The sequence below is a fragment of the Rhodococcus sp. NPDC049939 genome (genome assembly GCF_040656415.1).
Taxonomy (GTDB): Bacteria; Actinomycetota; Actinomycetes; order Mycobacteriales; family Mycobacteriaceae; genus Rhodococcus_F.
In genome coordinates, this window is record NZ_JBFAMC010000003.1 from 405251 (window position 1) to 431478 (window position 26228).

Sequence of the window (26228 nt, forward strand, 5' to 3'; positions counted from 1 at the left end):
TTCGGGTCGTCGTGCTCACTCGCGGATGACCCACTCGAAGGCGTTGGCCTTCGACCGGGCGCCCTCGGCGGCTTTCGACCGGTTCGGCTCGCCCAGTTCGGCGAGTGTCGCCTCCGACAATTGCACCAAAGACTCGAACGTGCTCGGGGAGAGCCATTCGGGACGGGTTGCGAACAAGAGGTCCTCGCTTGCGGTGTTGCCGCTCGCGCCAGGGGCAAACGGGCAGCCGCCGAGTCCGCCGAGCGCGCCGTCGACGGTCATCGCCCCGGCTGCGACAGCGGCGAGGCTGTTCGCGACCCCGAGCCCCCAAGTGTCGTGGCCGTGGAAGACGATGCCGCGCTGAGGAGTTTCCCACTGCACTCGCGATATCAGCGAGCTCACCTCGGCGGGGATCGCCTGGCCCAGAGTGTCGCAGATCACTATGTCGATGGCGCCAACCGTGCGGGGATCGTTCGCGATGTCGATCACCCGCCGTTGGGGCACTCGACCCTCGAACGGGCAGGTGAACGAGGTTGCGATGCACAGTTGGATACTGCCGCCGATCTCGTTCGCGAGTTCGATCGCGGCGGGCATCGCAGCCAGGCTGTCCTCGGTGGTCCTTCCGATGTTCGCCTGGTTGTGCGAGTCCGACGCGGAGAAGCAGTACTGGAAATGTTTGGCGCCGGCGGCGGCCGCCTTCTCCACGTGCCGCGGAGTGGCAACCCATACCCAGCAGCGGTCGAGTTCGTCCGGTGTGAGTTCGGTGATCACCTCGACGGTATTGGCCATGGGCGGGACGAGGTCAGGGCGGGCCATCGATCCGACTTCGAGGGCTGGAACTCCGAGTTCGAGAAGCCGCCGAGCGATCTCGAGTTTGCGGTCGGTAGTCAGCATCTTGCCGGTCAACTGCAGGCCGTCGCGGAGGGTAACATCCCTCAAGAGTGCGCGCGATTCAAAACTGAGAGTCATTCTGTCCAGCCTTCGGTGCGACGGATGATGGCGTCGATCTGATCAGGTGTCTTCCCGAGCACTGATTCGAGAACCTCGCGGGTGTGCTCGCCGAGGTCTGGTCCGATGTTGCGGATAGGCAGGGACGCATTGCCTATCACGGGCACGATGCCAGGGAACCCGACCTCTTTCTGCTGCGCTTCTCCGGTGTCGACGGCGAACTGCTGGATCATGTTCCGGGCGGCGTATTGCTCGTCGCTACAGATGTCGGCGGCGGTGTTGATCGGACCAGACGGCACTTGCGCCTCGTCGAGGATCTTCAGTGCTTCGTCGCGGGAGTGCCGGGCGGTCCACTCGCCGATCGCCGCGTCGAGTTCGTCGCGGCGGGCCCAACGCCCGGCGTTGGTCGACAGGTCCGGATCTGCGCCTAGGTCTGGACGTCCAATGGTGTCCATGTATCGCTGGAAGATGGCGTCACCGTTGCCGGAGATGATGATGCTGTCACCGTCTTTGCAGGTGTAGGCATTGGACGGGGCGATGCCTTCCATGCGTCCGCCGACCCGTTCGCGTTTGATGCCGTAGGCGAGATAGTCGGGGATGAGTGACTCCATCATCGACAGGATCGACTCGTTGAGGGCGACGTCGATGACCCGGTTGATCAGGGACGGGCCCGTAGCGCCGGTGACTTTTGCCGCCTCGCGTTGGAACAGTGCCATGACCGCGCCGAAGGCGGCGTAGAGACCGGCGATCGAGTCGCCGATCGACACCCCGACCCGTACGGGTGGACGATCGGGATCGCCGACCAGTTCACGGAATCCACCAGCAGCTTCGGCGACCGCGGCGAATCCGGGTCGCTGCGACATCGGGCCGGTCTGCCCGAACGCGGAAATCCGAGAGATCACCAGTTCCGGGTTGGCATCATTGAGCACCTCGGGTCCGATACCCCACTTCTCTAGGGTGCCGGGCCGGAAATTCTCGAGCAGGATGTCGCATTCGGTGGCCAGGTCGAGGACGAGTTGGCGACCCTCCTCGCTGCGCAGGTCCAGAACGATGGACTTCTTGTTGCGGTTGATCGTGCGATAGAGCATCGAGGTGTCGCCCGAGTAGAGGCGCCAATTGCGCAGTTCGTCGCCGGTCTTCGGGCGCTCGACCTTGATGACTTCAGCGCCGAAGTCAGCGAGAAGGCGCCCCGCGGTCGGTGCGGCGATGTAGTTGCCGAGTTCCAATACCCGTACTCCGCTGAGTGGGTGAATGGTGTTGTCGGAGACCATGATCTTCCTTAGCTGTCGTCGTATCTCGAGAGGACGAGGCTCGTGGGCCGGGACGAGGGGTATCAGCGCTGCCGATGCCACCGCCGCTCGCCGAACACGTCTTCAGCGTGCCATGTGACGGCCGACCCGTCACCGATTGGCGAAATTGCCGCGAATCCGCGCCACATGGCCGGCGAACCGTGGTGGGAGGCGAAGCTGCCTACAGTTCCGTGCGCACCAGCTTTGCCGCGTCGACGAGGTTGCGCAGCGACGCCTCGACCTCGGTCCGGTTGCGGGTCTTCAATCCGCAGTCGGGGTTGACCCAGAGTCGGTCGACGGGGACGATTTTCAGCGCTCTACGCAACGACGTGGCGATTTCCTCGACTCCGGGGACGCGCGGTGAGTGGATGTCGTACACGCCGGGGCCGACTCCGAGATCGAAGCCGACTGCCTTCAGGTCATCGAGAACCTCCATGTGTGAGCGGGCGGCCTCGAGGGACGTCACGTCGGCATCGAGATCGACGATGGCCTCGATGACGTCTCCGAATTCCGAGTAGCACAGGTGGGTGTGGATCTGCGTCGAGTCCGCGACACCCGACGTCGCGAGCCGGAAGGCGCGGACCGACCAATCCAGATAGGTCTGCCGATCCACCGCCCGCAGGGGCAGTAGTTCGCGCAGCGCGGGTTCGTCCACCTGGATGATTCGAATGCCTGCGCTCTGTAGGTCCATGGTTTCGTCACGGATCGCCATCGCGACCTGGTAGGCGGAGTCGGCCACGGGCTGGTCGTCGCGCACGAACGACCACGCCAGGATCGTGACAGGACCGGTGAGTATTCCCTTGACCGGCCGCCGAGTCAGCGACTGTGCATACGTTATCCAGTCGATCGTCATGGGATTCGTGCGGCGCACGTCGCCGTACAGGATCGGTGGCCGTACGCAGCGACTGCCGTACGACTGTACCCAGCCGTTTTCGGTGGCGGCGAAACCGTCGAGTTGTTCGGCGAAGTATTGCACCATGTCGTTGCGTTCCGGTTCGCCGTGCACGAGTACGTCGAGATCCAGCTTCTCTTGCAAAGCAACGACATCGGCGATCTCGGCACGCATCCGGTTCAGGTACTCGGCCTGGTCGATCTCGCCTCTGCGCAGCGCCGCCCGGGCCAGCCGGATCCGCGTGGTCTGTGGGTACGAACCCACGGTCGTCGTGGGGAGAAGAGGCAGCGACAACCCTGATTGCGCCTTCCGCCGTTCCAGTGCAGGGCTGCGTCCCACGTTGGGAGCCATGAGAGCTTCCAATTGGGCACGGACGGTGCCGTCGTGCAGGCGCGGGTCGGAGGTGCGGGTGGACGCCGCCGCACGAGCGAGAGTGAATTCGTCCTCGACGGATTCGCGACCGCTGGTCAGGGCGGAGCCGAGAACCACCACCTCGTGGACCTTTTCCGTGCCGAATGCCAGCCACGACCGCAGTGTTTCGTCAAGGCTGGACTCCGCGTCAAGGGTGTATGGGACATGCAACAGGGAGCACGACGTGGACACGGCGACCGAGCCGAGGTCTTCGACCAGGGCTGCGAGCGTGGCGGATGCCTGGTCGAGGTCGGCACGCCAGATGTTACGTCCGTCGACCACACCGGCGACGACATGTTTGCTCGCCAGACCGGGAACCGAAGCGAGCGAATCGGATCCGGCCACCAGGTCGACTCCCAGCCCCTCGATTCCGGTCGACGCGAGTGCTGGAAGTGCGTCGCCCAGGCTGCCGAAATAGGACGCGACGAGGATCGCCGGACGCGGATCGACCGCGGATAGCTGGTCGTAAGCGCTCTTCGTGCAGGCGATCTCGTCAGCCGTGCGGTCGGCGACCAGTGCGGGTTCGTCGATCTGCACCCACGCGGCGCCTGCTTCGGCGAGGAGAGTGAGCAGGTCCGCATACAAAGGGACGATTTCGTCGAGACGGTCGAGAAGAAGCGCGTCAGAGTCGACCGACTTCGACAGGAGTAGGAACGTCACCGGACCAACTACGACCGGGCGGGCCGGAATGCCCAGGGACAGAGCTTCTTCGAGTTCGCTGAGCACCTTCGACGGGTTGAGGGAGAAGGTGGTCGACGGGGAGATCTCCGGAACCAGGTAGTGATAGTTGGTATCGAACCACTTGGTCATTTCGAGTGGGGAAACCGTGTCGTTGCCACGAGCGGCGGTGAAATAGCGATCGAGTTCGTCCGCGATCCCGGCGACGCGATCGGGAAGGGCCCCGAGCATCGCTGCGGTATCGAGTATGTGGTCGTAGTACGAGAACGTGTTGACGGGTACGGAGTCGAGGCCGGCCCCGCGCAGATCGATCCAAGTCTGTCGGCGTAGGTCCTTTGCCACCGACTCGAGCCCGACCGCGTCCAAGCCGCCGGCCCAGTAGGACTCGACGGCTTTCTTGAGTTCGCGGTTCGGACCGATACGAGGTGAACCCAGCACTGTCGCTGTGAAGGTGAATGTCACTAGTTTCTCCGCATGGTTTCGACTCGAGGCCGCCAGGTTGCGCGCATGGTGACGGGTATCACTCCATGGTGACATGCGCGGCAGGGGTGGCGCAGATCACTGCTACGAGCTGCCGTTGGCAAGTCGAAGGGGAAGCCGCTACTGTGGCAGCCATGCAGCGCGCCTATTTTTGGTTTAGCAGGCCGGCCCCGGGTGGGTCGGTCGGCGTTACCACGCGCTGACTTCCACCCCAGAGCCGGATTACAGACCGGCTCGCGGGAATCTGCACAGTCATCGAGGGCCGGCCTGAGAACAGGAACCCGAATTCATGACTGCCACTCTCGACACCTCTACCGACAGCGATCTCCTGGACAACCAACGAACAGTGAGCATCAGTCCTCTCGTCGCCCCCAGCGTCGTGCGTCGTGAATACGCCCCCGACGACGTAGCGTCCGCGACCGTCCGCGCCGGACGTGCCGACACCGTCTCCGTGCTGAACGGCGAGGACGGCCGCCTGCTCGTAGTGGTGGGGCCGTGTTCGGTGCACGATCCCGACGCCGCGATGGACTACGCGCGCCGACTGGCCGCGAAGGCCGAGGAACTTCGAGACGACCTGCACATCGTGATGCGGGTCTACTTCGAGAAGCCCCGCACCACTTTGGGCTGGAAGGGCCTGCTCAACGACCCGCACCTCGATGGCACCTTCGATATCGACACCGGAATCCGTATGGGCCGCAAACTCCTTCTCGACGTGTCGTCGCTCGGGCTCCCGGTCGGGTGCGAATTCCTTGATCCGATCATGCCGCAGTACATCGCGGACCTCGTCAGCTACGGTGCGATCGGAGCACGGACCGCCGCCAGCCAGGTGCACCGGCAGTTGTGCAGTGCCCTGTCGATGCCGGTCGGCATCAAGAACTCCACCGAGGGTGACGTCCAGGTTGCCGTCGACGGCACCCGGGCGGCCGCAGCGAGCCACGTGTTCCCCGGAACCGACCTCGACGGACAGGCGGCTCTCATCCGCACCGCAGGAAACCCGGATTGCCATGTGATCTTGCGTGGCGGAAGTGATGGCCCCAACTACGACGCGGAGACGGTGTCCGACACCTTGGCGCGCCAGGACAAGGCCGGGCTGCCGAAGCGAGTCGTGATCGACGCCAGCCATGGCAACAGCAGCAAGAACCACGAGAAGCAGGTAGAAGTCCTCGGTGACATCGCCGCCCGCCTCGAGACGGGCGAGAGCGGCATCGTCGGTGTGATGTTGGAAAGCTTCATCGAATCCGGACGCCAGGACCTCACCCTGGGCAAGGCCGACGAACTCACCTACGGTCAGTCGATCACCGACGCATGCATCGACTGGAGCACGACGGCAGCGCAGTTGGATCGCTTGGCTCAGGCGGTAGCCTCCCGCCGCCGATAGTTACCGGACGCCTCGCGTTCGGAACTGGACGCTGATCCGGGGGCCGACTGGGCGGGTACTCTTCGGCACACAATGCTCCCAGGTGCGTTGGCAGGATCCACCCATCACCAGAAGATCGCCGTGCCCGAGTGAGTACCGGATCGAGTGCCCGCCACCGCGCGGGCGCAACATCAGCGCCCGTGCCGTGCCGAGAGACAGGATCGCCACCATCGTGTCCTCGGTACGGCTGCGGCCGGTGTCGTCGCCGTGCCATGCGACGCTGTCGGAGCCGTCGCGGTAGAAACACAGGCCTGTCGTCACGAAGCTCTCGCCCAGTTCCGGCCCGTAATGCTCGCTCAAGGCATCCCGGGCGGTGAGCAGTAGAGGGTCGGGGAGGGGGTCGTCCTCGTCGTAGAAGCGGACCAGGCGAGGGACGTCCACCACCCGGTCGTACATTCGCCTGCGCTCGGCCAGCCAGGGCACGGTGTCGGCGAGGGCTACGAACAACTCGTCCGAACCGGTCATCCAATTCGGACGTACGTCGACCCACGCGCCCGACGTCAGCGTGCGCCGTGTGACCGATGTGCCGAGTTCGCCCAGTTCGACGCCGAACCCTGCGTCGTCGAACAGTGAGGCCTGCAGCTCGTACCCCGAATTCGCGGAGGACATGAGTGCAGTCTATCGAATATCGAACATATGTTCCCATTCGTAGCCGGGGCTGCGGAAACAGGCCGGGACTTCGAGCATCAGCGACGGCGAGCTACGAGATGGACTTCAGGGAACCGGTGGTGGACGTCCGGGCGACTGATCGTCCTCCAAACTTCGTCGAAGCCTGCCCTCGAGAGTGCTTCGGAGAGACTGTCGGGATGCCAGCGCCACGCAGGTGCAACGGCGTGATCGAACTCGGAGATCTCGCTGACGGTGTCGGTGGTCTGGCCTGCGACCGCGACAAGTGCGCCGGGGGCCATCCGGGCGGCCCAACCGGCGAGGACGTTTGGGACATCGGATGGTGGTAGGTGAATCAGACTGCATCTGGCCAAGATGGCCGCAATGCTTCGTCCGCCGAGATTCGTGGACTCGAGCTTGGCATCGTCGTGGACGAAGCGCAGTTCGGGGTAGTTGCGCCGAGCGATCTCCAGCATTTGTCTACTTGGATCGACGCCGACCACGTCCAGTCCCTTTGCCGCGAGATCCGCGGTGATGTGTCCGAGCCCGCACCCGACATCCAGCACGACGGCTTCGCGTGGGCGCCGGCGTACAAGGTCTGCGAACGCAGCGACGACGTGGCGCTCGAGTGGGCTCTGGTACGGAGTCGGAAACGTCTCGGAATAGTGATCTGCGACAGCGTCGTACCCGGGTTGAGTCACCCTCGGATTATCCCTACGCGCAGACCCGGACAAGCCGAAGGCCCGGGCAACTTCTCGACGCGAGGCGGTGTCGGGTCACCCGATATCTGTGAGTTCGGTCTCGCGCCCGTCGCCGCTACCGTCTGCCGGCCTCTGGCGACCCGGCCACCAGAAGGCCCGGCCTTCGAGCGCCGACAGGCTCGGCACCAACAGCGGAGCCATGGCGAACGCGGCGAGCGCGACGCCGATTGCCACACCGAATCCGAGTTGGGCGAGGTTCGCCAGCCCCGTGAGGGTCAGTGAACTGAACGTGAGTGCGAGGATCAGCCCCGCCGCAGCCACCGTGCTCGCGTCGTTGGTAACGGCGATCCGTGCCGCGTCACGGGCGCGGTAGCCATTGCGGAATTCCTCCCTCAACCGTGAGGCGAGCAGGATGTTGTAGTCGGTTCCGATGGCGACGACGAACAGGTAGAGCACGATGGGAATCGAGAAATCGATGCCTTCGTATCCGAGGAGGTGCAGGAACACGATTACAACCGACCCGAGTGTGGCAACGAATGTCAGTGCGACGCAGAGCAAGAGGTTGATCGGAGCAAGAACCGCAAGCAGGAGTAGGGCCAGAATCACGGCGATCGCGATCCCGGCGACCGGGAACACGAGGCGGGTGTCGGCAGCTAGCTGTGCTCTGACGTCGGCGAACGTGGATGTTTCGCCTCCCACAACGACTTCCGCGCCAGGGACCGAGCCGTGAGCCGCGTCCCGGATCGGCCCTTCAACCAAGTCGAGGGCCGAATTCGAATACGGGTCGTCGCTCAGGACCACATCGACCAATGCTGCGCGGCCATCCTGACTGAGCTGCGGCGGCGCCACGGAGGACACACCTTGTACCTGCGATACTGCCGTGACGAGGGGAGTGAGGGAATCGGGATCGAGCGGATTCGGCGCTAGGACGAATATCTGCGTCGGGCTGAGCGCACCGGCGGGGAACGACTCCGCGAGTGTGTTGTATGCCTGCTGTGATGGTGTGTCGGAGGGTAACTCGCCCAACGTGTTGTATGTCGAACTGTAGCTCGGCGCAAAGGCGGCCAGGGCGAGCAAGACTGCACCGACGGCGGATGCGAACACGGCCGGACGTCGCCCGATCGCGGCGCCGATCGACGAGAAGGGTGTGCGTGGACTGTCGTGACCCGGTCCGAGTGGCCAGAACAAGTGCCTACCGAGGACGGTGAACACCGCGGGAATGAGCGTCAACGCGGTCACGAGCATGACGGCCACGGCCACGATGAGACCGGGTGCGAGTGTCGTGAGCGAGCCGAGTTGCGCGAGCAGCAGGGCGGCGAACGCGACGATGACTGTCAGAGCGGACGAGGCGATCACTCTGCCTACGACGCCGGTCGCGAAGATCAGCGATTCCTCGTGCCCGGACATCCCGCCGGCGGTGGGGCTTCCTTCGCGCGCGTTCTGCCGCAAACGTTCTCGATAGCGGAACAGCAGGAAGACCATGTAGTCGGTGCCGATACCGAACAGAACAACGACGAGCAGAGGCTGCAACGTGGTGCTGACTTCGAATCCGAACACATCCGCGAGCACTGCGGTCAGCCCGGTGACGACGGCCAACACGGCTCCGATCACGAGTACCGGCAACAGCGAAATGAGCGGGCTACGGAAGATCAGACCGAGCAGGGTGAGGATGATGATGATGGTGGCGATCGTGATGACCCTGTCCGCGTTGTCGTATGCCGCGGTGGTGTCGACCTGTATGGCTGCGTTTCCGGTCAGCCCGCTGACGAGGCCGCTGCCCTCGAGGTGCGTCTGGGCATCGTCACGGACGATCGGCACGGCAGAATCGACCTGCTCGTCACCGGGTTGTCCATCGAAAATCACTTGAAGGGCGGCGGCTTTCCCGTCGGGCGACAACGAGTCCGGTGTCTCCTGCACACTCAGCACACCTGGTATCGCCGAATCTTGCAGCGAGCTAGCGAGATTCAGTGCCGTCTGCTGATCGGTGGTGGACAGGACTCCGCCGTCTGCTCGGGTAACGACCAGGCTTCCCGTTGCGCCCGACAGTGTGGGGAAGTACTCGTTGCCGATGTTCTGAGCCTCCGAGGACTCGAATGAACTGGGCAGGAACGACTGCTGGTCGGCGCTCGTGTAGTCGTCGAGACTCGGAGAGAACACGACGACGGCGATCGCGGCGACCACCCAAGCGGCGATGGTCCGCCAGGGATGGGCGACGACCGTGCGAGCGATGAATGCGAACATCATTCCCCCGGGAGACGAAGGTTCGACCGCCCGAGCAGGGTGGCCGCACACTGCCTCGTTATCGTCGCACGTCAGGGGTTGAAAAGGTGTGAATGAACGTAGCTGTGTCCGGCGGACCGCGACTCGAGCTTCAGATGAGCAAGCTCGAGTCGCGAGCCGTGGTGGTCGTTACCGCAAGGGGGTGAAATCCCGGCTACCGAGGTAGTCGGGGCGCCTCGCCGGCGCGGCAAACGGTTCCGTCAGTGTGTTTTCCACACTGTTGAAAACGATGAACAGGTTGGAGCGGGAGAACGGTGTGATGTTGCCGTTCGAGCCGTGCATGCAGTTGGAATCGAATACTGTGGCCGAGCCTGCCTCACCGGTCATTACGTCGATTCCGTACTCGTTGGCCATCCGCGTCAGGGTGGGACGGTCGGGTGATCCGGTGGGCGGGGTGTAACTGACCAGCGATTCCTTGTAGTAATTGTCGGGGGTCTGACCCGCGCACGATACGAAGGCTCGATGCGAGCCGGGCATGATCATCAGCCCACCATTGTGGCCGTAGTTCTCGGTCAGCGCGATCGAGATACTCGCCGCACGGGGTCGCGGCATTCCGTCTTCTGCATGCCAGGTCTCGAAGTCGGAGTGCCAGTAGAACGGTCCACCGGTGAAGCCGGGCTTGAAATTCAGCCGAGACTGGTGGATGTACACCTCGGAACCCAGAATCTGCCTGGCGATGCCGACGACTTCGGGTCGGCGGACGATCTCGTCGACGACGTCGCTGAGGCGGTGGACGTCGAAGACGGAACGAACGTCGCCGTTCTCGTTCTCACGCACCACGCGGGCGTCACCGCGCAGGTTGTCCGCCTCTGCCAGGCGCGTCATCTCGTCCAAGAGATCGAAAACGTCCTGCGGAGGAATGATCTGGTCGGCGCAGTGGTATCCGCGCCTGTCGTAGTCGGCGAGCTGGGCGGCAGAGAGAGGCCCGGGCTTCGAATCACCACCGAGAGGATCAGACCAGGTAACCGGGTCTTCTCGGATCAACATCGCGCATTCGTTGCGGTCCCGTGTGGGGTAACTGTCAGCGACGGCCGTACGCATAGCTTGTGTTTCACCCTTTCGGATTGGACAACGGTCTACCCTCCCGACGTTCCCACTGGTCGTCGGCGAATGCAACCGGACAAAGGTCCACTGAAGCTGGACTGGACCGCGACGGTGAGGCGTTGCGGTGAGATCCTCGCCGGCATGGTCAACTCGGCAGCAGTACTCGGTGTAGCGGCGATCTCTCTCGGCTTGGTACTCACTCCAGGCCCCAACATGCTGTATCTGGTCTCGCGCAGCATTACTCAGGGGCGAAGGGCAGGCTTGATCTCGCTGGCTGGTGTCGCTGTCGGATTTCTGTGCTATCTGGCCGCTGCGATTCTGGGGATCTCGGCGGTGTTCTCGGCGGTTCCGCAGGCGTACACGGCGCTGAAACTGGCGGGGGCATGCTATCTGGGGTGGCTTGCCTGGCAGGCATTGAAGCCCGGTAGCACGGCGATCTTTGCCGCAGACCATTCGGGGTCCGGAGCGGTGAAAAATGAATCTTCCCGAAAGCTCTTTCTGATGGGTATGACCACCAACCTTCTGAATCCCAAGATTGCCGTGATGTATTTGGCTCTGATCCCGCAGTTCGTCCAACCCGACTCTGGGTCTGTGTGGTTACAGAGTTTGTTGCTAGGGAGTGTGCAGATCACCGTCGCGCTGACCTTGAATGCAGTGCTCGTCTGTCTGGCCGGTTCTGTCGCGGTCTTCCTGTCGAATCGGCCAGTGTGGGCTCGCGCCCAGAAAATGTTGATGGGCACGGTCCTCGGCGGTCTCGCCGTCCATATGGCAGTCAATTGAGCGGGCTCTGATGGGCCGAAGAGTTCTCAGTACATGAAGCGCCGGTCGGGATGCTGCCCAAGCCCTCCCGACCGGCCGAACTCACGCCTCTACTCGGGATCGCTTGTATGCGCCGATCAATGCATCGAGCAATACGAAACCGAGCAGGCTCACTCCTAGGAGCGGTACGAACCATCCGACGGCTACGGCGACGGTGACCCCAGCCGCGACATGCCATGCGGGCAGGCGCCGAATCGCTCCACTGGCGGGCGGTCGTCCGGCGGACCACCGTGAACCACCCGTCGGGCGCCTGCGCCACCACATGAGGTACCCGCGCACGATCACCGTCGTGAGCGCGACAGCCAAAGCGAGAAGGGCTAGCTGGTTCGCGAATCCGAAAAGCAGACCCATGTGCAGCGCAATTCCCCAGGAGGTCAGCTTGGCCGCGAGTGGCCAGTCGGCGAAACGCTGCGTGTCTGTCACCGCCCCCGTCTGGCCGTCGACTGCGATCGCATCGGTACCGAGCACCCATGGTGTCCGTACCTGAGTGACGGTGTAGGCGGTGTCGGTGGTCTCCGGGATTCTGACCTCGACGGCTCCGTCGAGTCTGTTTTGCTGTGCGATCGCCAGAATCGAATCGATACCAGAGACCTCGGTTCCGTCTTCCGCTGCGGAGGGTGATTCGCCTCTGGCACTCGAGGGGCTGGAATGGCGATCGCCGTCGGATGGCGTGGCGGACGAGAGCGACGTAGTGAGCGCGGGCGTCGTCCAATTGAGTGCCTCACGCAGAGCACTGACGTTTTCCCCTGCGTAGGTCGACCAGGTCAGTCCGGTCGCCGAGAGGAAGAGCAAGCCGACGCCGATCCAGAGGCCGACGACTCCGTGCCAGCTGAGTGTGCGTCGTCGCCCCTTCGCTGCCAGGTCGGGGGTCAGCAGTCGAGCCGCAGCCGAGTTACGACGGCGTGCGCGCAGGTATCGGCCGACCCACAGATAGATTCCGCCGAGCGCGATGACCCACAGCCACGACGCCGCCAATTCGCTGTAGAGGCGGCCGGGCTCGCCGAGGTGCAAGTCGCGGTGCAACTGGCTGATCCACGTCCGCACCGGAAGTGCGTCTCTGCCGTAGACGGTGGTCTCACCTAACGAGGCCCCGGTGGAGGGATCGACGAATACGGCGAGGTGTTCCCCCTCGCCCAGCGTCGGGTCGGTGAACAGGACCCTCGTCGTATCTCCCGGCGCTGGTGCCGGACGGATGACGGCGAGCGTCAATTCCGGTCGTTCCCGCTGAGCGGAGGCTATCTGCTCCTCCACAGGTATCGGATCGCCGGTCGGTTCGGTGTGTAGGTAGTCGCGGTAGACGAACTGTTCGATGGTTGGGGCGGCCGCGTAGAGACCGCCGCTGATGGTGGCAACGAGGATGAACGGTGCGGCGAGGATTCCCGCGTAGAAGTGCAGTCGGAGCATCAGCGCGCGGAATGGGGAACCGTTACCGGGTGAACCGGCGGGGTCAGGTGCGCGCAACGGTGCGCGTTTGGGCATGGAAATGGACACTGCAGAACTCGTTTCGCCTGAGCGGACAGGAGGAAGCGCAGCGGCGCCCACCTGCCGGTGCGCGTCGCTACGAGAAGAGGTGTGCGAAAGTCCTTGGTGGCCCGCGGGTTCCGACACCCGAGGAGGCGAGTAGGCGAAGAATCACCCGTGCGTGGTAGACGGGGGACGGCGCCGCCGACCCCTCGGAATCGTCGCTGAGCGCTACCAACAGCACCCGTGTAACGCGCCTCACGGTGGACGTCGCTATCGAGACTCCGTGTTCGGCCGCGCGAATCAGCAAGGCGGTGATCAGCACTGCGGCCGCGTGTGCGCAGGTCATGGGTACGGATGGCAGGCTGAGGGGATGTGCAGATGCGGCGGCGAGCGCCGAGTGCCCGACGGCCTGGCCTGCGACGAGGACCGCCATCAAGGTCGACAACGGGCTTCGTGTGGTCCTCAGGGATGCGCCGACCACACCGACAGCCGCGCAGGCGATTATCAGGAGGGCCAGCGGCCCTTGGCCGATGGACGTGAGACCGCCGCCTGCCGCATGCGCCGCAATGCTCACCGCGCCAGATGCGCCGCCGACGAACGCGCCCCGCAGCGGCGTGGTTCTACCCCCGAAAGCCCCGCGCGGTGGCGGGAGGGCTGGGGGCTGCTGAATCACCGGGACAGCATACTGGTAGCTGTGATGTGTCGGTGATGCCCAAACAAGCTTGCTTTCAATGGCTCAGCGCATCACCGACGATATCGGCTGTGGTGTTGGGGTGTAAGTCAAGTTGTCAAATAGAACCGATGAAGACGAGCGGGCGATTACCGAGAACTGGGGGAGCGATATTGCGTGACAGCCGACCTGGGTGACTTAACATGATCGGCAATCACGCTCACCGAGGAGGGGGAACACAAAGCATGAACGTAGGTACGCCCAAGCGGTGGGCTGCTGCGGCCGCACTGTCTGCTGCTGTCGTCGTCGGCACAGCGTCTCCGGTCTTTGCCGCCCCGAGTCAGGATCCCCGAGCGGCCGACGCCGCATCCGCGACGGGCACCGGGCTGGTAGACATCGCTGCCCCGCAAGGAATGACCGGCCAGGCGCTACTCACGGCCCACAACGCGGGAATCTCGATCTACGAACTGGCAGAAGTCAAGACATATTCCGTTCCGAAAACCGGCTATCTTGACAGAAGCGAGTATCGGCGCGTGTATGACTCCAACGCACTAGGCTCGCCTACGCCGAAATTCGTAGTGCTGGGGGAGTTCCCACCGGACGTCTTCTTTGTCTCTAATCTTCCTGGCGCTCGCCCCATTCTCGTCAATCGGCGCGAGGTGCATGAGGAGAACCGCATCAATCCGGCAATAGTATTCGATACCACGCCATACAACTTCAACAAGAGCCCGCTCATCCAATTACCTGGTGGTGGGCCGAGTGTTGGCCTCGCCTTCGTGTCAGGCACCTCGGGTTCGTGAAATAGCCTCCCGCGCGCCGAGTTCAACCCCACCAAGTCTTGGGTGGTTTCGAGTAGTCGTCGAAACACGGGTCGGTTTGGGCGGGGATCAGTAGATCACGCGGACGCTCGGCTGGGATATCCCAGCCGAGCGTTAGGAGAGTTTTTGACACGTCGTGACTCCTCCACCCGATTCACGTTTCGGGGGGCGGCGTGAACTCCCGCCGGAGTGCCTCCCCGCAGTTGTCCAGGTCCGGAGAAGGAATCGTCGCGCCGGACGAATCCCAGGTGCCGAATTTGATGGGTGTTCCCGGAACGTCGAACCCGCCCACGTTCTTGATCATGTCGCGTGCCGCGATCTGGTCGAGTTTGCAGGTGTCGGCGACATTGAGGACCATGCCGACCGGTACGCCCGCCTCTATCAGACGCGCGCGCCAGGCTTCGCCGGTGTCGGTGCGCAGCACATCCTCCATCGCAGTCTTCAGTTCGACGTGGTTGGCGCACCGGTCGACATTGGTGGCGAACCGCGCGTCGGTCGGGATGTGTGCCAGACCCAGTGTATTGCACAAGATTTCGAAAAGATGGTCATTGCCGACGGCGATCGCGATCGGTCGATCACTGCATTCGAACGTGTCGAACGGGTACATGAACGGATGCCGGTTGCCCAGGCGCGTCGGGCGGACCCGGTTCCCGAGGACGTCCATCAGGCCGTGCTGCATCAGGGAAAACGTGCTGTCGAGCATCGCAATGTCCACGGTGGTTCCGCGGCCGGTGCGTTCCCTCGCGACCAGAGCAGTGACGATGCCGCAATAGCCCATGATCCCGGCGGTGATGTCCGCGATCGACGTGCCGACTCTCGTCGGGCGATCATCCGGCCAACCGGTGGCGTCCATGATTCCCGAGAGGGCTTGGACGACCGTGTCGTAGGCCGGTTCCTGATGCATCGGGCCGTACTGGCCGAACCCGGAGATCGAGCACACTATGAGCCGGGGATGCTGGGCGACTAGGTCGTCGGGCGCAAGGCCGAGCCCGGCCATCACTCCGGGGCGAAAGTTCTCGACCACCACATCGGCGTGCTCGATCATCGACCGCACGAGTGCCATGCCATCCGGATCCTTCAGATCCACCGCGATGCTCTCCTTGCCGACATTGGCCAGCCGGTAGTACTCGGAGCTGCCGTCGTCGGCGAACGGGCCCATCTGACGGGTGTCGTCGCCAACCCCCGGTCGTTCGATCTTGATTACCCGGGCGCCCGCGTCGGCGAGCATCCGTGTGCAGGTCGGCCCGGCGAGCACCCGGGTGAAGTCGACGATCGTAACCCCCTCGAGTGCTTGCGGTTTGGAAGGTTCGAGGTATCCGTCGGGGTCGTGTACGGTCATGGTTCCTCCTCGCGAACCGGTCGATTCAGCTTCTGCAGGTGGCCACTCTCGGTGCCTGCGGCCGGGTCTATCGCGCAGTTGATCAGCGACGGGGTCGCGCTCCTGAGCGCCGACCGGAGTGCCGTCGCCACCTGGGCGGGTGTCTCGGCGTGGTATCCGACGCCACCGAATGCCTCGATCAGCGTGTCGTACCGACTCGAGTGCAGCAGCACCGTCGGTGCCGGGTCGCCGGAGCACGCGTTGACCTCGTCGCCGCGGTAGATTCCGCCGTTGTTCAAGACGATCACGACGACCGGCAGTTTGTACCTGCAGATCGTCTCGATCTCCATGCCGCTGAAGCCGAACGCGCTGTCTCCTTCGATCGCGACGACGGGCTCGCCCGTCTCCACGGCCGCGGCGATCGCGTACCCGGGGCCGACGCCCATCACGCCCCAGGTCCCGGCGTCGAGACGGTGCCGGGGTGCGTAGATCGGAATGATGTTGCGCGCGCTGTCGAGGGTGTTCGCACCCTCGCTGACGACGATCGCGTCACGGTGGTCGTCGAGGACGTCTCGGATCGCTCGCAGCGCGACAGCGAAGTTCATCGGGTGCACGTCGGCGTGCAACTGCGCGTCCATTTTCTTGATGTGCGTTCGCTTGCTAGCGTCGATCTGCTCGAGCCACTCGGGCACCGGGGCGACCCGGCTCCGGCGGATTGCGGCGAGCAGTGCGGCCGCCGACGAAGCGATGTCCCCGAGCACCGGTGCCTCGATCGGGCGGTTGCTGTCGAACTCGGTTGCGCAGATGTCGAGTTGGATGAACCGTGCATCCGCCGACCACCGCGGTGGGCGCCCGTGGTCGAGCAGCCAGTTCAAGCGCGCACCGACCAGGACTACGACGTCGGCGTCCGCGAGCACCAGCGATCGTGCGGCCGCCGCCGACTGAGGATGGTCGTCGGGCAGAAGTCCCTTGGCCATCGACATCGGCAGGAACGGCGCACCCGTGGCTTCGACGAGCTCGCGGATCACGGCGTCGGCGCGTGCGTACGCCGCCCCCTTTCCGAGAACGATCAGCGGGCGCCGAGCTTGCTCGAGCAGGGCGACCGCTCGGTCCACCGACTCGGGTGCCGGAATCTGGCGCGGCGAAGGATCGACAATCGGTGGACGTGGCGTGCGTGCGGCGGTGCGAGCCAGGACTTCGGCAGGCAGATCCAGGTACACGCCGCCTGGGCGCCCGGAGACTGCAGCGCGGATCGCTCGGCTCACGCCCACACCGATCAGCTCGGGGGAGTCGACGCGGTAAGCGGCCTTCGCGAACGGCCGTGCCGTGGCGAGTTGGTCGAGTTCCTCATAGTCGCCCTGCTCGAGATCGACGATCGAGCGATCGCTCGATCCGCTGATCTGGATCATGGGAAAGCAGTTGACGGTCGCGTTCGCGAGCGCCACCAGCCCGTTCAGGAAGCCCGGCGCCGACACCGTCAGGCAGATGCCGGGGCGCCCGGTCAGATAGCCCGCGGCGGCGGCCGCATGCCCGGCGGCCTGCTCGTTGCGGAACCCGAGATAACGCATGCCCCGGGCCTGGACCGTGCGGGCGAGATCGGTGATCGGGATTCCGACTACCCCGTAGATCGTCGAGACGCCATTGGCGGTGAGCGCATCGATGACGAGCGTGTTCCCGTCGACGGACTCGGGCTCGGTCATGAGTGCATCCTCGAAAGGGCTGGACTCCGCCCCGCAGGCGGCGGTCTTCCTCGAGTATCCCCCGAGCGGCGGTGCTGGTCAGCCTGTGCGGCCAGGCCGAGCCGAACGTCGGTGTGTCCGGATGGGCTGCTCGAAGACGCTCAACCGATGGAATAGGTCATGCGTCGCCCAGAGACGCGCCGCCGACGAGGGCATCCTGGCAGCTGCGCGATTCCTGTTGGTATCGACGCCTCCACGACTCCATATCGGTGGCCGGGATCTGTCGGAGCCCCACGCTACCGTCGGCTCATGGGATACGAATTTCAAGTCACAGTGGACGCGGAAAATCCGCATGACCTGGCTAAATGGTGGGCTCAGGCGCTCGGCTGGCAGGTGGAACCCAGTGACGAGGACTTCATTCGAGGACTCGTCGAGGCGGGTCATGCCCAGGAGTCCGAAACGATGAACTTCGAGGGAGTCCTGGTCTGGCGAGAGGGTGCCGCGATCCGAGACCCGGAGCACTCGGAGCGCCCTCGTGTTCTGTTCCAGCTGGTTCCCGAAGCGAAGACGGTGAAGAACCGGCTTCATCTGGACGTTCGCGTCGGGGACGGGCGTGACGCAGTTGTCGAGAGACTCGAGCGGTCGGGCGCCACTCTGCTTCACCGCGGGAGTCAGGGGCCGAACGAGTGGATCACCATGGCCGATCCAGAGGGGAACGAGTTTTGCGTGAGCTGAGGAGACCAGCTCAGCGGTAGGAACTCGGTGTACCGCCGGTCCAGCGCTTGAACGCGCGCCGGAACGCGCTGGACTCGGAGAAGCCGAGCCGTGCCGACAAGTCCTCGACTGTCTCCCCGCGCCGGAGCCCCGCGATGGCAGCGTCGCGCAGGACTTCCTCTCTGAGTTGGTTGAGTGACGTTCCCTCCTGCCGGAGGAGCCGTCGAAGGTGGGGCACGCTGATCGACAGCATCTCCGCGATGTCTTCGGCGGTGGACGTGCGGCCCTTGAGTCCTAGTTCGAGCGCGCGCCGTACCTGCGCCGAGGCTGCACTGTCGTAGTCACGCTCGGACATCAGGAGTGTGGGCGACTCACGGAGGTAGTTCTCGAGCGTCTCCTCGTTCTGGATGATGGGCGCCCGCATCACCGTGTTGTCGAATTCGATAGCCGGGATCAACGAGTCGAAGGTGACGGGGATGCCGAAGATGTGGTCATAGTTCTCGGCCAGGCGCGGAAGCGGCGGAGGATAGGGCAGTTCTACCGCCAGCAGCGGCACTCGTTTGCCCACGAGCCATGCCGCGAATCGGTGGAGCAGAATCAGCAGGAAGTCGGTTATGAGCCGGGTAGCTTCGAGCGACAGAAGGGCATCCTCGGTCTGCGCCGCACTGGGACGAACATCAATGGTCATCCTCGTTCCGCCGTTGGCACCGGCACCGATGTGCAGTGCGGGCAGTGTCGGCAATGCATGGAGGATGTCTGCCATCCGCTCGAGGGCTGCCGACAGATCCTCTGTATGGATCAGGGCGAGACAAACCAGCCGAAATGTGCCGCGAGGTACGGGCGCGGGACCAAGTCCGAACAATTCGTCATCGGTGATCTGCCACACCGCTTGAGTGAACGCAGTGACCTGTGCCGGCGTCAACCGGCTCAGAGGGTCTGTAAGAGAAGCGGATGTGAGTCCAGCTGCCGACAGTGCGGGAGACAAGTCCAGCCCGCTGCGCGAAGACATTTCGAGCGCACGCCGGACGAAGTCGGCGGGGATGATCGCAGCCGTCACGATCCGGACGCACCTAGAGTCTGGAGTCGGCGTACGGCCTCTTCGAGAACAGCGTCTTGCTTACAGAATGCGAAGCGCACCAGGGTATTCCACTGATTCGGATGGTCGGTGAACACGCTGACCGGCACCGCGGCGACACCGATACGCCCGGGAAGTGCACGACAGAATTCGATGCCGTCGTGTTCGCCGAGCGCACTGATGTCGGCGCACAGGTAATACGTGCCCCCACTCGAGTAGACGTCGAGTCCGCATCCGGTGAGCGCACCGTAGAGTGCGTCGCGCTTGGCCTGAAGGCCGTCCCGCATTTCCTTCACCCACTGCCCCTCATGCGTCAGCGCGTGGGCCACCGCGGGCTGGAACGGTCCGCCGCCGACGAACGACAGGTATTGCTTGGCGGTCCGTACCGCGTCGACAAGTTCGGCAGGCCCACACGCCCAGCCGATCTTCCATCCCGTCACGCTGAACGTCTTCGCGGCGCTCGAAGCGGTGATGGTCCGTTCGTACATCCCGGGCAGCGTGGCCAGGGCCGTGTGCGTAAGGCCGTCGAACACCAGGTGCTCGTACACTTCGTCGCTGAGAACCAGCAGGTCGTGCTCGCAGGCGATTTCTGCGATGGCGCCGACCTCGTCCGGGGTGAATACAGTGCCGGTGGGGTTGTGCGGTGTGTTGACCACCAACATCCTGGTCTTCGACGTGACAGCAGCCCGCAGAGCGTCCAGGTCGACGACGAAGTTCTTGCCCGAACGGGCGAGCGGCACGCTGCGACGTACCGCTCCGGCGAGTGCAACAGAGGCCGCGTAGGAGTCGTAGTACGGCTCGAAGAGTATTACCTCCTCACCGGGTTCGACGAGGCCCAATATGGCGGCACTGATCGCTTCGGTGGCGCCAACGGTTACCAGTACTTCCGAATCGGGGTCGTGGTCCAGGCCGTATCTGGCCAACCGATTTGCGGCGACAGCCCGGCGCAACACCGGCATACCGGGGCCGGGCGGATATTGGTTGAGGCCATCTGCGATTGCCTGGCGTGCGGTGTCGAGCATCGACACGGGCCCGTCGGTGTCAGGGAAACCCTGACCCAGGTTGATGGCCTCCTGGCTGACCGCGAGCGCAGTCATCTCGGCGAAGATGGTGGACGCGAACGGCTGCAAGCGCTGGACGGTGCGATTGCGCGGCGTTACGGGCATTACTGCAGCGTAGTCCGTGTGATGCCGGATGTTGCAGACGGCCGTGTCACGTTTGGTGGGCCTTTCTCGTTCCATCTATAGACGGCGCGCGAAGGGCGCCCGGTGACGATGGAGGACACAATGCCCCGCATTCCGACAGTGGCCCCAGCGGACGCAAGCCCGCTGGTCAGAGTCGCGTACAGGTACGCCGCCCACAAGTTCGACGAGGTGCCGGAGCCGTTCACCGTACTCGCTCACCACCGCAAGCTGTTCGTGGCAACGGCCCGCCACGAGATGGCGGTACAGAAGGCATCGACTGTGCTCCCTGCCAACGTGCGTGAGATCGCGGTCTACCGCGTGGCCTGGACCATCGGGTGTTCGTGGTGCGTGGATTTCGGCAAGATGTTGCAACGCCTCGACGGATTGGACGTCGAGCGACTCGAACGCATAGGCGACTATGAGGACTCACCTGCGTACAGCGAAGACGAACGCTCGGCAATCGCATACGCCGACGCGATGACCGCGACACCGAGCGCGGTCACCGATGAGCAAGTCGCCGATCTGGAGCGCCGGTTCGGCCGCGACGGCTTGGTCGAGCTGACTTATCACATCGGCCTGGAAAATATGAGGGCCAGGATGTACTCGGCCTTGGGCATCACGGAGCAAGGATTCAGTACCGACTCGTGCCGGGTGCCGTGGGCGGATGACGATTCCGGGGTCAAGAAGTGAGGCCTGGGAGCCTGATCCCGGCAAACTTGTCCGGATTGGCTATGTCGTACGCGGCGTAGACGACGCCGTTTCTGACGGTGAACGCGCTGACCCGTGGCGGTGAGCTCGGGTGAGTTCCTTCACCGGTGATTCCGGTATTGAAAACGCCGAGCTGCCCGTTCACCAAGACGGGCCGGATGGCCGTTAGCCACTCCGGCCCGTAACGCCGGGCAAGGCCGAGGAAGAAGCGTGCAGACTTGTCTGCACCACGGATTATGTTGATCGCGGTACTCGTGGTGCCGTTGGCATCGCCGATGAACAGGGCATCCGGGTGCAGCGCCGCGACCACGGCGTCAACGTTTCCGCCGGCGATGGCGTCGAGCAGACGCTGCACGGCGAGGGCATGTTCCTGGTTGGGAACCGCGGGTACGGTTGCGGCAGCGGCCTTGCGGGCTCTCGACGCGAGCTGCCGCGCGGCGGGCACTTCGATACCGAGGATGTCCGCGACTTCGTCGAAAGGGACCCCGAATCCGTCGTGCAGGACGAAGGAGACCCGCTGCTGCGGGGTGAGCGTGTCGAGCACGATCAACGCAGCTAAACGGTTGTCTTCCTCCTGGACAACCGATTCCAATGGATCCGGTTCATTGGACGGAGACAACGATGTGACGATCGGCTCCGGAAGCCATTGGCCGACATACTGTTCCCGGCGTACAGCAGCCGATCGCAACCGATCCAGGCAGATCCTGCCGACCACCGTGGTGAGCCAGCCTCCCAGATCGCGGATGTTCTCGGCGTCCGCACCGTCGAGTCGGAGCCACGACTCCTGCACTGCGTCCTCCGCGTCACTGACACTCCCCGTCAGCCTGTATGCGACGGAAAGCAGGTGCCGACGGTGAGCCTCGAACTCGTCTACCAGTCCGGCTACGGCCATTTGGACATTTTAGCTGTCCGGACCCGACCTCTGCGTGCACGAGACCTTGATTGCGGTGACTGGCTCAGGGGTTGGGTTTGCTCCTCTCCAGTGTTCTCCACGGCCCGGAGTGAAGAACACGGGTACATTCGTTTCATGCGCTTCGGATTGTTCGTTCCCCAAGGATGGCGGTTGGATCTCGCGGGAATCGACCCCGCGGATCAGTGGTCGGTGATGCGCGACTTCGCGCTGCGTGCGGACCGGGGTTCCTGGGATTCGCTGTGGGTCTACGACCACTTCCATACCGTTCCGATGCCCACGGAAGAGGCCACACACGAGGCATGGACTTTGATGTCCGCTCTTGGGGCCGTCACCTCACGGATACGCCTCGGACAGATGTGTACGGCGATGAGCTACCGCAACCCGGCGTACCTCGCGAAGGTCGCCGCCACCACCGACATCATCTCCGGCGGACGCGTCGAGATGGGGATCGGCGGCGGCTGGTACGAGCACGAGTGGCGGGCGTACGGGTACGGATTCCCTTCTGCCGGAGAACGTCTCGCACGGCTCGACGAGGGTGTGCAGATCATGCGCCAGGCCTGGGCTGAAGGATCGGCGACCTTCCAAGGCAAGCACTACCAGGTGGACGGCGCCATTGTCCGCCCACGTCCATTACAGGAAGGCGGCATTCCGCTTTGGATCGCCGGCGGCGGCGAGAAGGTGACGCTGAAGATCGCGGCAAAGTACGCCCAATACACCAACTTCGACGGAACCCCGGACGTATTCGTGCGCAAGTCCGAACTGCTGCGCAATCACTGCGATTCCGTCGGTACCGACTTCGACGCCATCGTTCGGTCCGCCAACTACAACGTTGCGATCGGCGCCACCGAGGCCGAGGTCGAGCGGCGGTTGGAGACGCTGAAGCAACGTCTCACGCCCTACGTCGGTACCGCCGCCGCTGAGGGATCGCTCGGAGCGTTCCGCGGGTTGCCTGCTGTTGGAACGCCCGAACAGATCATCGAGAAGTTGTCCTCGTTGAAGGAAAAGGGAATGACCTACGGAATCTTCTACTTCCCTGAAGCCGCGTACGACACATCCGGCGTCGAACTGTTCGAGCAGGAAGTCCTGCCCGCACTGCGGTGATATCCGAATCCGCACGGGCACAAAGGAGCAAGCATGTTCGTCGTCGCCCTCGATTCGGAAACGGTGTGGCTGAGGCCACCGGTACCGACCGACATCGATGAGATCTGCGCGGTGTGCGAACACCGCTCCATCGCAGAGTGGACGACCCTACCCGCACCATATACGCGCAAGGACGCCGAGCGGTTCGTCAGATATTCGGCGCCCCGTGGTTGGGCGGATCGAAGTCCCACGTGGACACTTCGAGAATCAAGTGATGGGCCCGTGGTGGGAATGATCGGCCTCATCGGGAGGGACGCCACCGCGGGGGCGATCGGATACTTTCTCTCGCCCGCAGCGAGATCGCGGGGACTGATGACAGCCGCAGTGAGGTTGGTGTGCGATTTCGCGTTTCGGTCCGATGGAATGGCGATGGAAAGGATCGACTGGCGCGCGTTCGTCGGCAATCAGCGCTCGGCGGCGGTCGCACGGCGCGTGGGATTTCGGTTCGAGGGAGTCCAGCGAGCAGGGTTGGTGCAGCGCGGCGTCCGTCGCGATACGTGGATGGCCGGCCTGCTTGCCGACGATCCACGGCGGCCCGTCGACGGCTGGCCGGTTACCGGCGGATCAGCGTAGGGCCTCAGGAAGTTCGTCCTCGGACAAGGTGACTCGCTGGTCGCGGCTGGTCCGGATCTGCTTCGACTCGGCGATCCGGCTCTGCAGGAAGTTCCATTCGACCTTGTCGATGGCGGTCACCGCACGCGAGCGCACGGCGACGTCGCGAGTACCCCATTCTATTGGCATCGGACTGACCATTTCCCAGGTGTCGGCGTCACTGTGGGTGCGGCGGTCGCTGAGCACCGCGATGGACGGCACCTTGTCTCCGATGGCTTGTTTTTGACCGGCGCGAATCGGAATGTTGCGGGTGACCAGCGCGTATGACGGACCGCCCTTGCCGGGCTTTGCGATATCGATCAGCGACAGCAGCGTCAGCGCGCGCGGATGGATTTCCGAGATGATGGCCGGCACCAATGGGCCCTTGGCGTACAAATCCTCGATGCTCCCGACCTTCTTCGGAACCCAGAGCGACACCCATACCGACGCGAGGGCAGTGATCGCGGCCAGAACGCCGAGTGCGATCGACCAAGGATGGCCCAACAAGATCAGACCGACTGCGGCAGCGGCGAACAGCAACCCCACGAGGATCGCGGCCACCTGAAGGCGTCGTACATCGGCCCAGGTCTGGTTGACCGACTTCGCGTACAGCCGGTCGACAGTGAATTCGAAATGTCGCACGGGCTCAGCTTAGAGCCCTGCCTTCGGTGTCCGTAGGGTTACCCGATCGTTGGGCCCAAGAGGTCGTCGGCGTCGGTGATCCGGTAGGCGTAACCCTGTTCGGCGAGGAAGCGCTGTCGGTGTGCGGCATATTCGGCGTCGAGGGTGTCGCGGGCCACCACCGAGTAGAAGTGGGCCTGGCCACCGTCTTGCTTGGGTCGCAGCAACCGGCCGAGTCGCTGGGCTTCCTCTTGTCGCGAACCGAACGTCCCCGAAACCTGGACGGCGACGGATGCTTCCGGGAGATCGATCGAGAAGTTGGCGACCTTGCTGACCACGAGAATCCCGATTTCGCCCGCGCGGAACTTGTCGAACAGCTCCTCGCGCTCCTTGGTCTTGGTGGAGCCCTTGATAACCGGGGCGTCGAGGGTCTCACCCAACTCGTCGAGTTGTTCGAGATAGGCACCGATGATCAGAGTCGGTGCGTCGGTGTGCCGCTCCAGGATCGACTTCACCACCGCAGTCTTGGTGCGCGCCGTGGAACACAATTTGTAGCGTTCGTCGGGTTCGGCAATGGCGTATGACATGCGTTCGGCGTCCGTGAGCGTCACTCGCACTTCGACGCAGTCGGCAGGTGCGATCCACCCTTGTGCCTCGATGTCCTTCCACGGGGCGTCGTACCGCTTGGGTCCGATCAGGGAGAACACGTCCCCTTCGCGGCCGTCTTCGCGTACCAGGGTGGCGGTGAGGCCGAGACGTCGTCGCGACTGCAGGTCGGCAGTCATGCGGAACACCGGTGCGGGAAGGAGGTGGACCTCGTCGTAGATAACCAGTCCCCAGTCGCGGGAATCGAATAGTTCGAGGTGCTTGTATTCGCCCTTCGTGCGTCGGGTGATCACCTGATACGTGGCGATCGTGACGGGACGGATCTCCTTGCGTTCGCCCGAGTACTCGCCGATTTCATTCTCGGTGAGCGAGGTGCGTGCGATCAGTTCGCGCTTCCACTGCCGTCCGGCGACGGTGTTGGTCACCAGGATCAGGGTGGTGGCCTTGGCTTTGGCCATTGCCGCCGCGCCGACGATCGTCTTTCCTGCGCCGCACGGGAGAACGACGACTCCGGAACCGCCGGCCCAGAACGAGTCGGCTGCCATTGCCTGGTAGTCACGCAAGTGCCATTGACCGCCCGCCGGCGTCGGTGAGGTGCTGTGGAAGTCGAGGTCGATGGGATGGGCTTCGCCGTCGACATATCCGGCGAGGTCCTCGGCGGGCCAGCCGACCTTGAGGAGCATCTGTTTGAGACGCCCACGTTCGCTCGGATGGACTACGACGGTGTCGTCGTCGACCCGCTCACCGAGCATCGGCGCGATCTTCTTGTGCCGTGTGACCTCGGTGAGAACGGCGCGGTCGAGGCTGACCAGGGTCAACCCGTGGGCGGGATTCTTGACAAGTTGGAGGCGGCCATAGCGGGCGATCGTATCGACGATGTCGACCAGCAACGGTTGCGGAACCGCGTATCGAGAGTAGGTGACGAGAGCGTCGACCACCTGCTCTGCGTCGTGACCGGCGGCGCGTGCATTCCACAGGGCCAGGGGAGTGATCCTGTAGGTGTGCACGTGTTCGGGTGCGCGCTCGAGTTCCGCGAACGGCGCGATCGCCTGGCGGGCGTCGTTCGCGCGTTCGTGATCGACCTCCAACAGCAGGGTCTTGTCGGATTGGACGATCAACGGTCCGTCGGTCACGGAAAGCCTCCTCGTATGCGGTCCCAGATGCGGTCAGCCTGTCCATTGTC

24 protein-coding genes are annotated in these 26228 nt (G+C 64.0%); 7 read left to right on the plus strand and 17 right to left on the minus strand.

The annotated features are described in order from the left end of the window. Positions 1-15: 15 nt before the first annotated feature. From AB0I57_RS14100 to metE, 3 genes are all read right to left on the minus strand, one after another. Entirely contained in the window at positions 16-948 is a 933-nt protein-coding gene (locus AB0I57_RS14100) for a hydroxymethylglutaryl-CoA lyase (protein WP_358335953.1), read from the minus strand. Then, positions 945-2198 (minus strand): CaiB/BaiF CoA-transferase family protein, encoded by a 1254-nt coding sequence (locus tag AB0I57_RS14105; RefSeq protein WP_358335956.1) that lies wholly within the window; start codon positions 2196-2198, stop codon positions 945-947. Before AB0I57_RS14105 ends, AB0I57_RS14100 begins: the two co-directional genes overlap by 4 nt. Positions 2199-2397: 199 nt before the next feature. Then, a complete protein-coding gene (gene metE, locus AB0I57_RS14110; RefSeq protein ID WP_358335959.1) occupies positions 2398-4659 on the minus strand; it encodes a 5-methyltetrahydropteroyltriglutamate--homocysteine S-methyltransferase in 2262 nt (753 codons plus the stop codon). A 307-nt stretch (positions 4660-4966) separates the two neighbouring features. Between metE and AB0I57_RS14115 the strand changes: the two genes are divergently transcribed. Continuing rightward, a complete protein-coding gene (locus AB0I57_RS14115) occupies positions 4967-6055 on the plus strand; it encodes a 3-deoxy-7-phosphoheptulonate synthase (RefSeq protein WP_358335962.1) in 1089 nt (362 codons plus the stop codon). Here AB0I57_RS14115 and AB0I57_RS14120 read toward each other — a convergent pair whose 3' ends face one another. The 4 genes from AB0I57_RS14120 to thpD form a co-directional block, all read right to left on the minus strand. Further along, positions 6056-6703: an alpha-ketoglutarate-dependent dioxygenase AlkB gene (locus tag AB0I57_RS14120; RefSeq protein WP_358335965.1), complete on the minus strand. Its 648-nt coding sequence runs from the start codon at positions 6701-6703 to the stop codon at positions 6056-6058. It abuts the gene before it with no gap. 77 nt (positions 6704-6780) lie between these two features. Further along, the gene (locus tag AB0I57_RS14125) at positions 6781-7401 is read right to left on the minus strand and encodes a methyltransferase domain-containing protein (RefSeq protein ID WP_358335968.1); all 621 of its coding nucleotides are present in this window, start codon (positions 7399-7401) and stop codon (positions 6781-6783) included. A 75-nt stretch (positions 7402-7476) separates the two neighbouring features. After that, positions 7477-9645, minus strand: a complete 2169-nt coding sequence (locus AB0I57_RS14130) for an MMPL family transporter (protein WP_358335971.1) — start codon at positions 9643-9645, stop codon at positions 7477-7479. Between the two features lie 165 nt (positions 9646-9810). Then, positions 9811-10722, minus strand: coding sequence for an ectoine hydroxylase (thpD, locus tag AB0I57_RS14135; RefSeq protein ID WP_358335974.1), 912 nt, complete (start codon positions 10720-10722; stop codon positions 9811-9813). 144 nt (positions 10723-10866) lie between these two features. On the opposite strand from thpD, the gene AB0I57_RS14140 reads away from it, so the two are divergent. After that, on the plus strand, positions 10867-11505 hold the full coding sequence (locus AB0I57_RS14140; protein ID WP_358336441.1) for a LysE family translocator: 639 nt from the start codon (positions 10867-10869) through the stop codon (positions 11503-11505). Positions 11506-11586: 81 nt separating this feature from the next. Here the strand turns inward: AB0I57_RS14140 and AB0I57_RS14145 are convergent, their stop codons facing one another. Continuing rightward, a complete protein-coding gene (locus tag AB0I57_RS14145; RefSeq protein ID WP_358335976.1) occupies positions 11587-13023 on the minus strand; it encodes a PepSY domain-containing protein in 1437 nt (478 codons plus the stop codon). A gap of 79 nt (positions 13024-13102) precedes the next feature. Further along, on the minus strand, positions 13103-13681 hold the full coding sequence (locus AB0I57_RS14150) for a hypothetical protein (protein ID WP_358335979.1): 579 nt from the start codon (positions 13679-13681) through the stop codon (positions 13103-13105). Between the two features lie 242 nt (positions 13682-13923). On the opposite strand from AB0I57_RS14150, the gene AB0I57_RS14155 reads away from it, so the two are divergent. Beyond that, entirely contained in the window at positions 13924-14478 is a 555-nt protein-coding gene (locus AB0I57_RS14155; protein ID WP_358335982.1) for a hypothetical protein, read from the plus strand. 22 nt (positions 14479-14500) lie between these two features. Here AB0I57_RS14155 and AB0I57_RS14160 read toward each other — a convergent pair whose 3' ends face one another. From AB0I57_RS14160 to oxc, 3 genes are read right to left on the minus strand one after another with little or no spacing between them, the layout of a single operon-like run. Continuing rightward, on the minus strand, positions 14501-14629 hold the full coding sequence (locus AB0I57_RS14160) for a hypothetical protein (RefSeq protein ID WP_358335985.1): 129 nt from the start codon (positions 14627-14629) through the stop codon (positions 14501-14503). 21 nt (positions 14630-14650) lie between these two features. Next, on the minus strand, positions 14651-15835 hold the full coding sequence (locus tag AB0I57_RS14165) for a CoA transferase (protein ID WP_358335988.1): 1185 nt from the start codon (positions 15833-15835) through the stop codon (positions 14651-14653). Next, complete coding sequence (gene oxc, locus AB0I57_RS14170) at positions 15832-17514, minus strand: oxalyl-CoA decarboxylase (protein ID WP_358335991.1); 1683 nt, start codon at positions 17512-17514, stop codon at positions 15832-15834. The genes AB0I57_RS14165 and oxc overlap by 4 nt, the downstream gene beginning before the upstream one ends. A gap of 288 nt (positions 17515-17802) precedes the next feature. Here oxc and AB0I57_RS14175 point away from each other — a divergent pair, with 288 nt between their 5' ends. After that, positions 17803-18228 (plus strand): VOC family protein, encoded by a 426-nt coding sequence (locus AB0I57_RS14175; protein ID WP_358335994.1) that lies wholly within the window; start codon positions 17803-17805, stop codon positions 18226-18228. Between the two features lie 10 nt (positions 18229-18238). Here the strand turns inward: AB0I57_RS14175 and AB0I57_RS14180 are convergent, their stop codons facing one another. Together AB0I57_RS14180 and AB0I57_RS14185 are read right to left on the minus strand one after the other, a co-directional pair. Next, positions 18239-19264 (minus strand): AraC family transcriptional regulator ligand-binding domain-containing protein, encoded by a 1026-nt coding sequence (locus tag AB0I57_RS14180; protein ID WP_358335997.1) that lies wholly within the window; start codon positions 19262-19264, stop codon positions 18239-18241. Beyond that, positions 19261-20448 (minus strand): pyridoxal phosphate-dependent aminotransferase, encoded by a 1188-nt coding sequence (locus tag AB0I57_RS14185; protein WP_358336000.1) that lies wholly within the window; start codon positions 20446-20448, stop codon positions 19261-19263. Before AB0I57_RS14185 ends, AB0I57_RS14180 begins: the two co-directional genes overlap by 4 nt. A 120-nt stretch (positions 20449-20568) precedes the next feature. On the opposite strand from AB0I57_RS14185, the gene AB0I57_RS14190 reads away from it, so the two are divergent. Next, entirely contained in the window at positions 20569-21156 is a 588-nt protein-coding gene (locus AB0I57_RS14190; protein WP_358336003.1) for a carboxymuconolactone decarboxylase family protein, read from the plus strand. Here the strand turns inward: AB0I57_RS14190 and AB0I57_RS14195 are convergent. Next, the gene (locus tag AB0I57_RS14195) at positions 21146-22066 is read right to left on the minus strand and encodes a sigma-70 family RNA polymerase sigma factor (RefSeq protein ID WP_358336006.1); all 921 of its coding nucleotides are present in this window, start codon (positions 22064-22066) and stop codon (positions 21146-21148) included. The two genes, AB0I57_RS14190 and AB0I57_RS14195, sit on opposite strands and share 11 nt — an antisense overlap. Before the next feature lie 135 nt (positions 22067-22201). Here AB0I57_RS14195 and AB0I57_RS14200 point away from each other — a divergent pair, with 135 nt between their 5' ends. Both AB0I57_RS14200 and AB0I57_RS14205 read left to right on the plus strand, forming a co-directional pair. Then, the gene (locus AB0I57_RS14200) at positions 22202-23188 is read left to right on the plus strand and encodes an LLM class F420-dependent oxidoreductase (RefSeq protein ID WP_358336009.1); all 987 of its coding nucleotides are present in this window, start codon (positions 22202-22204) and stop codon (positions 23186-23188) included. A gap of 33 nt (positions 23189-23221) precedes the next feature. Continuing rightward, positions 23222-23800 carry a GNAT family protein gene (locus tag AB0I57_RS14205; RefSeq protein ID WP_358336012.1) on the plus strand — a complete coding sequence of 193 codons (579 nt, stop codon included), beginning with the start codon at positions 23222-23224 and terminating at the stop codon, positions 23798-23800. On the opposite strand, the gene AB0I57_RS14210 is transcribed toward AB0I57_RS14205, so the two are convergent. Both AB0I57_RS14210 and AB0I57_RS14215 read right to left on the minus strand, forming a co-directional pair. Next, positions 23792-24460, minus strand: coding sequence for a DUF3239 domain-containing protein (locus tag AB0I57_RS14210; RefSeq protein ID WP_358336015.1), 669 nt, complete (start codon positions 24458-24460; stop codon positions 23792-23794). The genes AB0I57_RS14205 and AB0I57_RS14210 overlap by 9 nt on opposite strands. 38 nt (positions 24461-24498) lie before the next feature. Further along, positions 24499-26178, minus strand: coding sequence for a DNA repair helicase XPB (locus AB0I57_RS14215; protein ID WP_358336018.1), 1680 nt, complete (start codon positions 26176-26178; stop codon positions 24499-24501). Positions 26179-26228 lie beyond the last annotated feature (50 nt).

Excerpts from the sequence above, each read along its gene's own strand:
- AB0I57_RS14100 (WP_358335953.1), bottom strand. The coding sequence starts at position 948 with ATGACTCTCAGTTTTGAATCGCGCGCACTCTTGAGGGATGTTACCCTC.
- AB0I57_RS14105 (WP_358335956.1), bottom strand. The coding sequence starts at position 2,198 with ATGGTCTCCGACAACACCATTCACCCACTCAGCGGAGTACGGGTATTG.
- AB0I57_RS14115 (WP_358335962.1), top strand. The coding sequence starts at position 4,967 with ATGACTGCCACTCTCGACACCTCTACCGACAGCGATCTCCTGGACAAC.
- AB0I57_RS14120 (WP_358335965.1), bottom strand. The coding sequence starts at position 6,703 with ATGTCCTCCGCGAATTCGGGGTACGAGCTGCAGGCCTCACTGTTCGAC.
- AB0I57_RS14130 (WP_358335971.1), bottom strand. The coding sequence starts at position 9,645 with ATGATGTTCGCATTCATCGCTCGCACGGTCGTCGCCCATCCCTGGCGG.
- thpD (WP_358335974.1), bottom strand. The coding sequence starts at position 10,722 with ATGCGTACGGCCGTCGCTGACAGTTACCCCACACGGGACCGCAACGAA.
- AB0I57_RS14140 (WP_358336441.1), top strand. The coding sequence starts at position 10,867 with ATGGTCAACTCGGCAGCAGTACTCGGTGTAGCGGCGATCTCTCTCGGC.
- AB0I57_RS14145 (WP_358335976.1), bottom strand. The coding sequence starts at position 13,023 with ATGCCCAAACGCGCACCGTTGCGCGCACCTGACCCCGCCGGTTCACCC.
- AB0I57_RS14155 (WP_358335982.1), top strand. The coding sequence starts at position 13,924 with ATGAACGTAGGTACGCCCAAGCGGTGGGCTGCTGCGGCCGCACTGTCT.
- AB0I57_RS14165 (WP_358335988.1), bottom strand. The coding sequence starts at position 15,835 with ATGACCGTACACGACCCCGACGGATACCTCGAACCTTCCAAACCGCAA.
- oxc (WP_358335991.1), bottom strand. The coding sequence starts at position 17,514 with ATGACCGAGCCCGAGTCCGTCGACGGGAACACGCTCGTCATCGATGCG.
- AB0I57_RS14175 (WP_358335994.1), top strand. The coding sequence starts at position 17,803 with ATGGGATACGAATTTCAAGTCACAGTGGACGCGGAAAATCCGCATGAC.
- AB0I57_RS14185 (WP_358336000.1), bottom strand. The coding sequence starts at position 20,448 with ATGCCCGTAACGCCGCGCAATCGCACCGTCCAGCGCTTGCAGCCGTTC.
- AB0I57_RS14190 (WP_358336003.1), top strand. The coding sequence starts at position 20,569 with ATGCCCCGCATTCCGACAGTGGCCCCAGCGGACGCAAGCCCGCTGGTC.
- AB0I57_RS14195 (WP_358336006.1), bottom strand. The coding sequence starts at position 22,066 with ATGGCCGTAGCCGGACTGGTAGACGAGTTCGAGGCTCACCGTCGGCAC.
- AB0I57_RS14200 (WP_358336009.1), top strand. The coding sequence starts at position 22,202 with ATGCGCTTCGGATTGTTCGTTCCCCAAGGATGGCGGTTGGATCTCGCG.
- AB0I57_RS14205 (WP_358336012.1), top strand. The coding sequence starts at position 23,222 with ATGTTCGTCGTCGCCCTCGATTCGGAAACGGTGTGGCTGAGGCCACCG.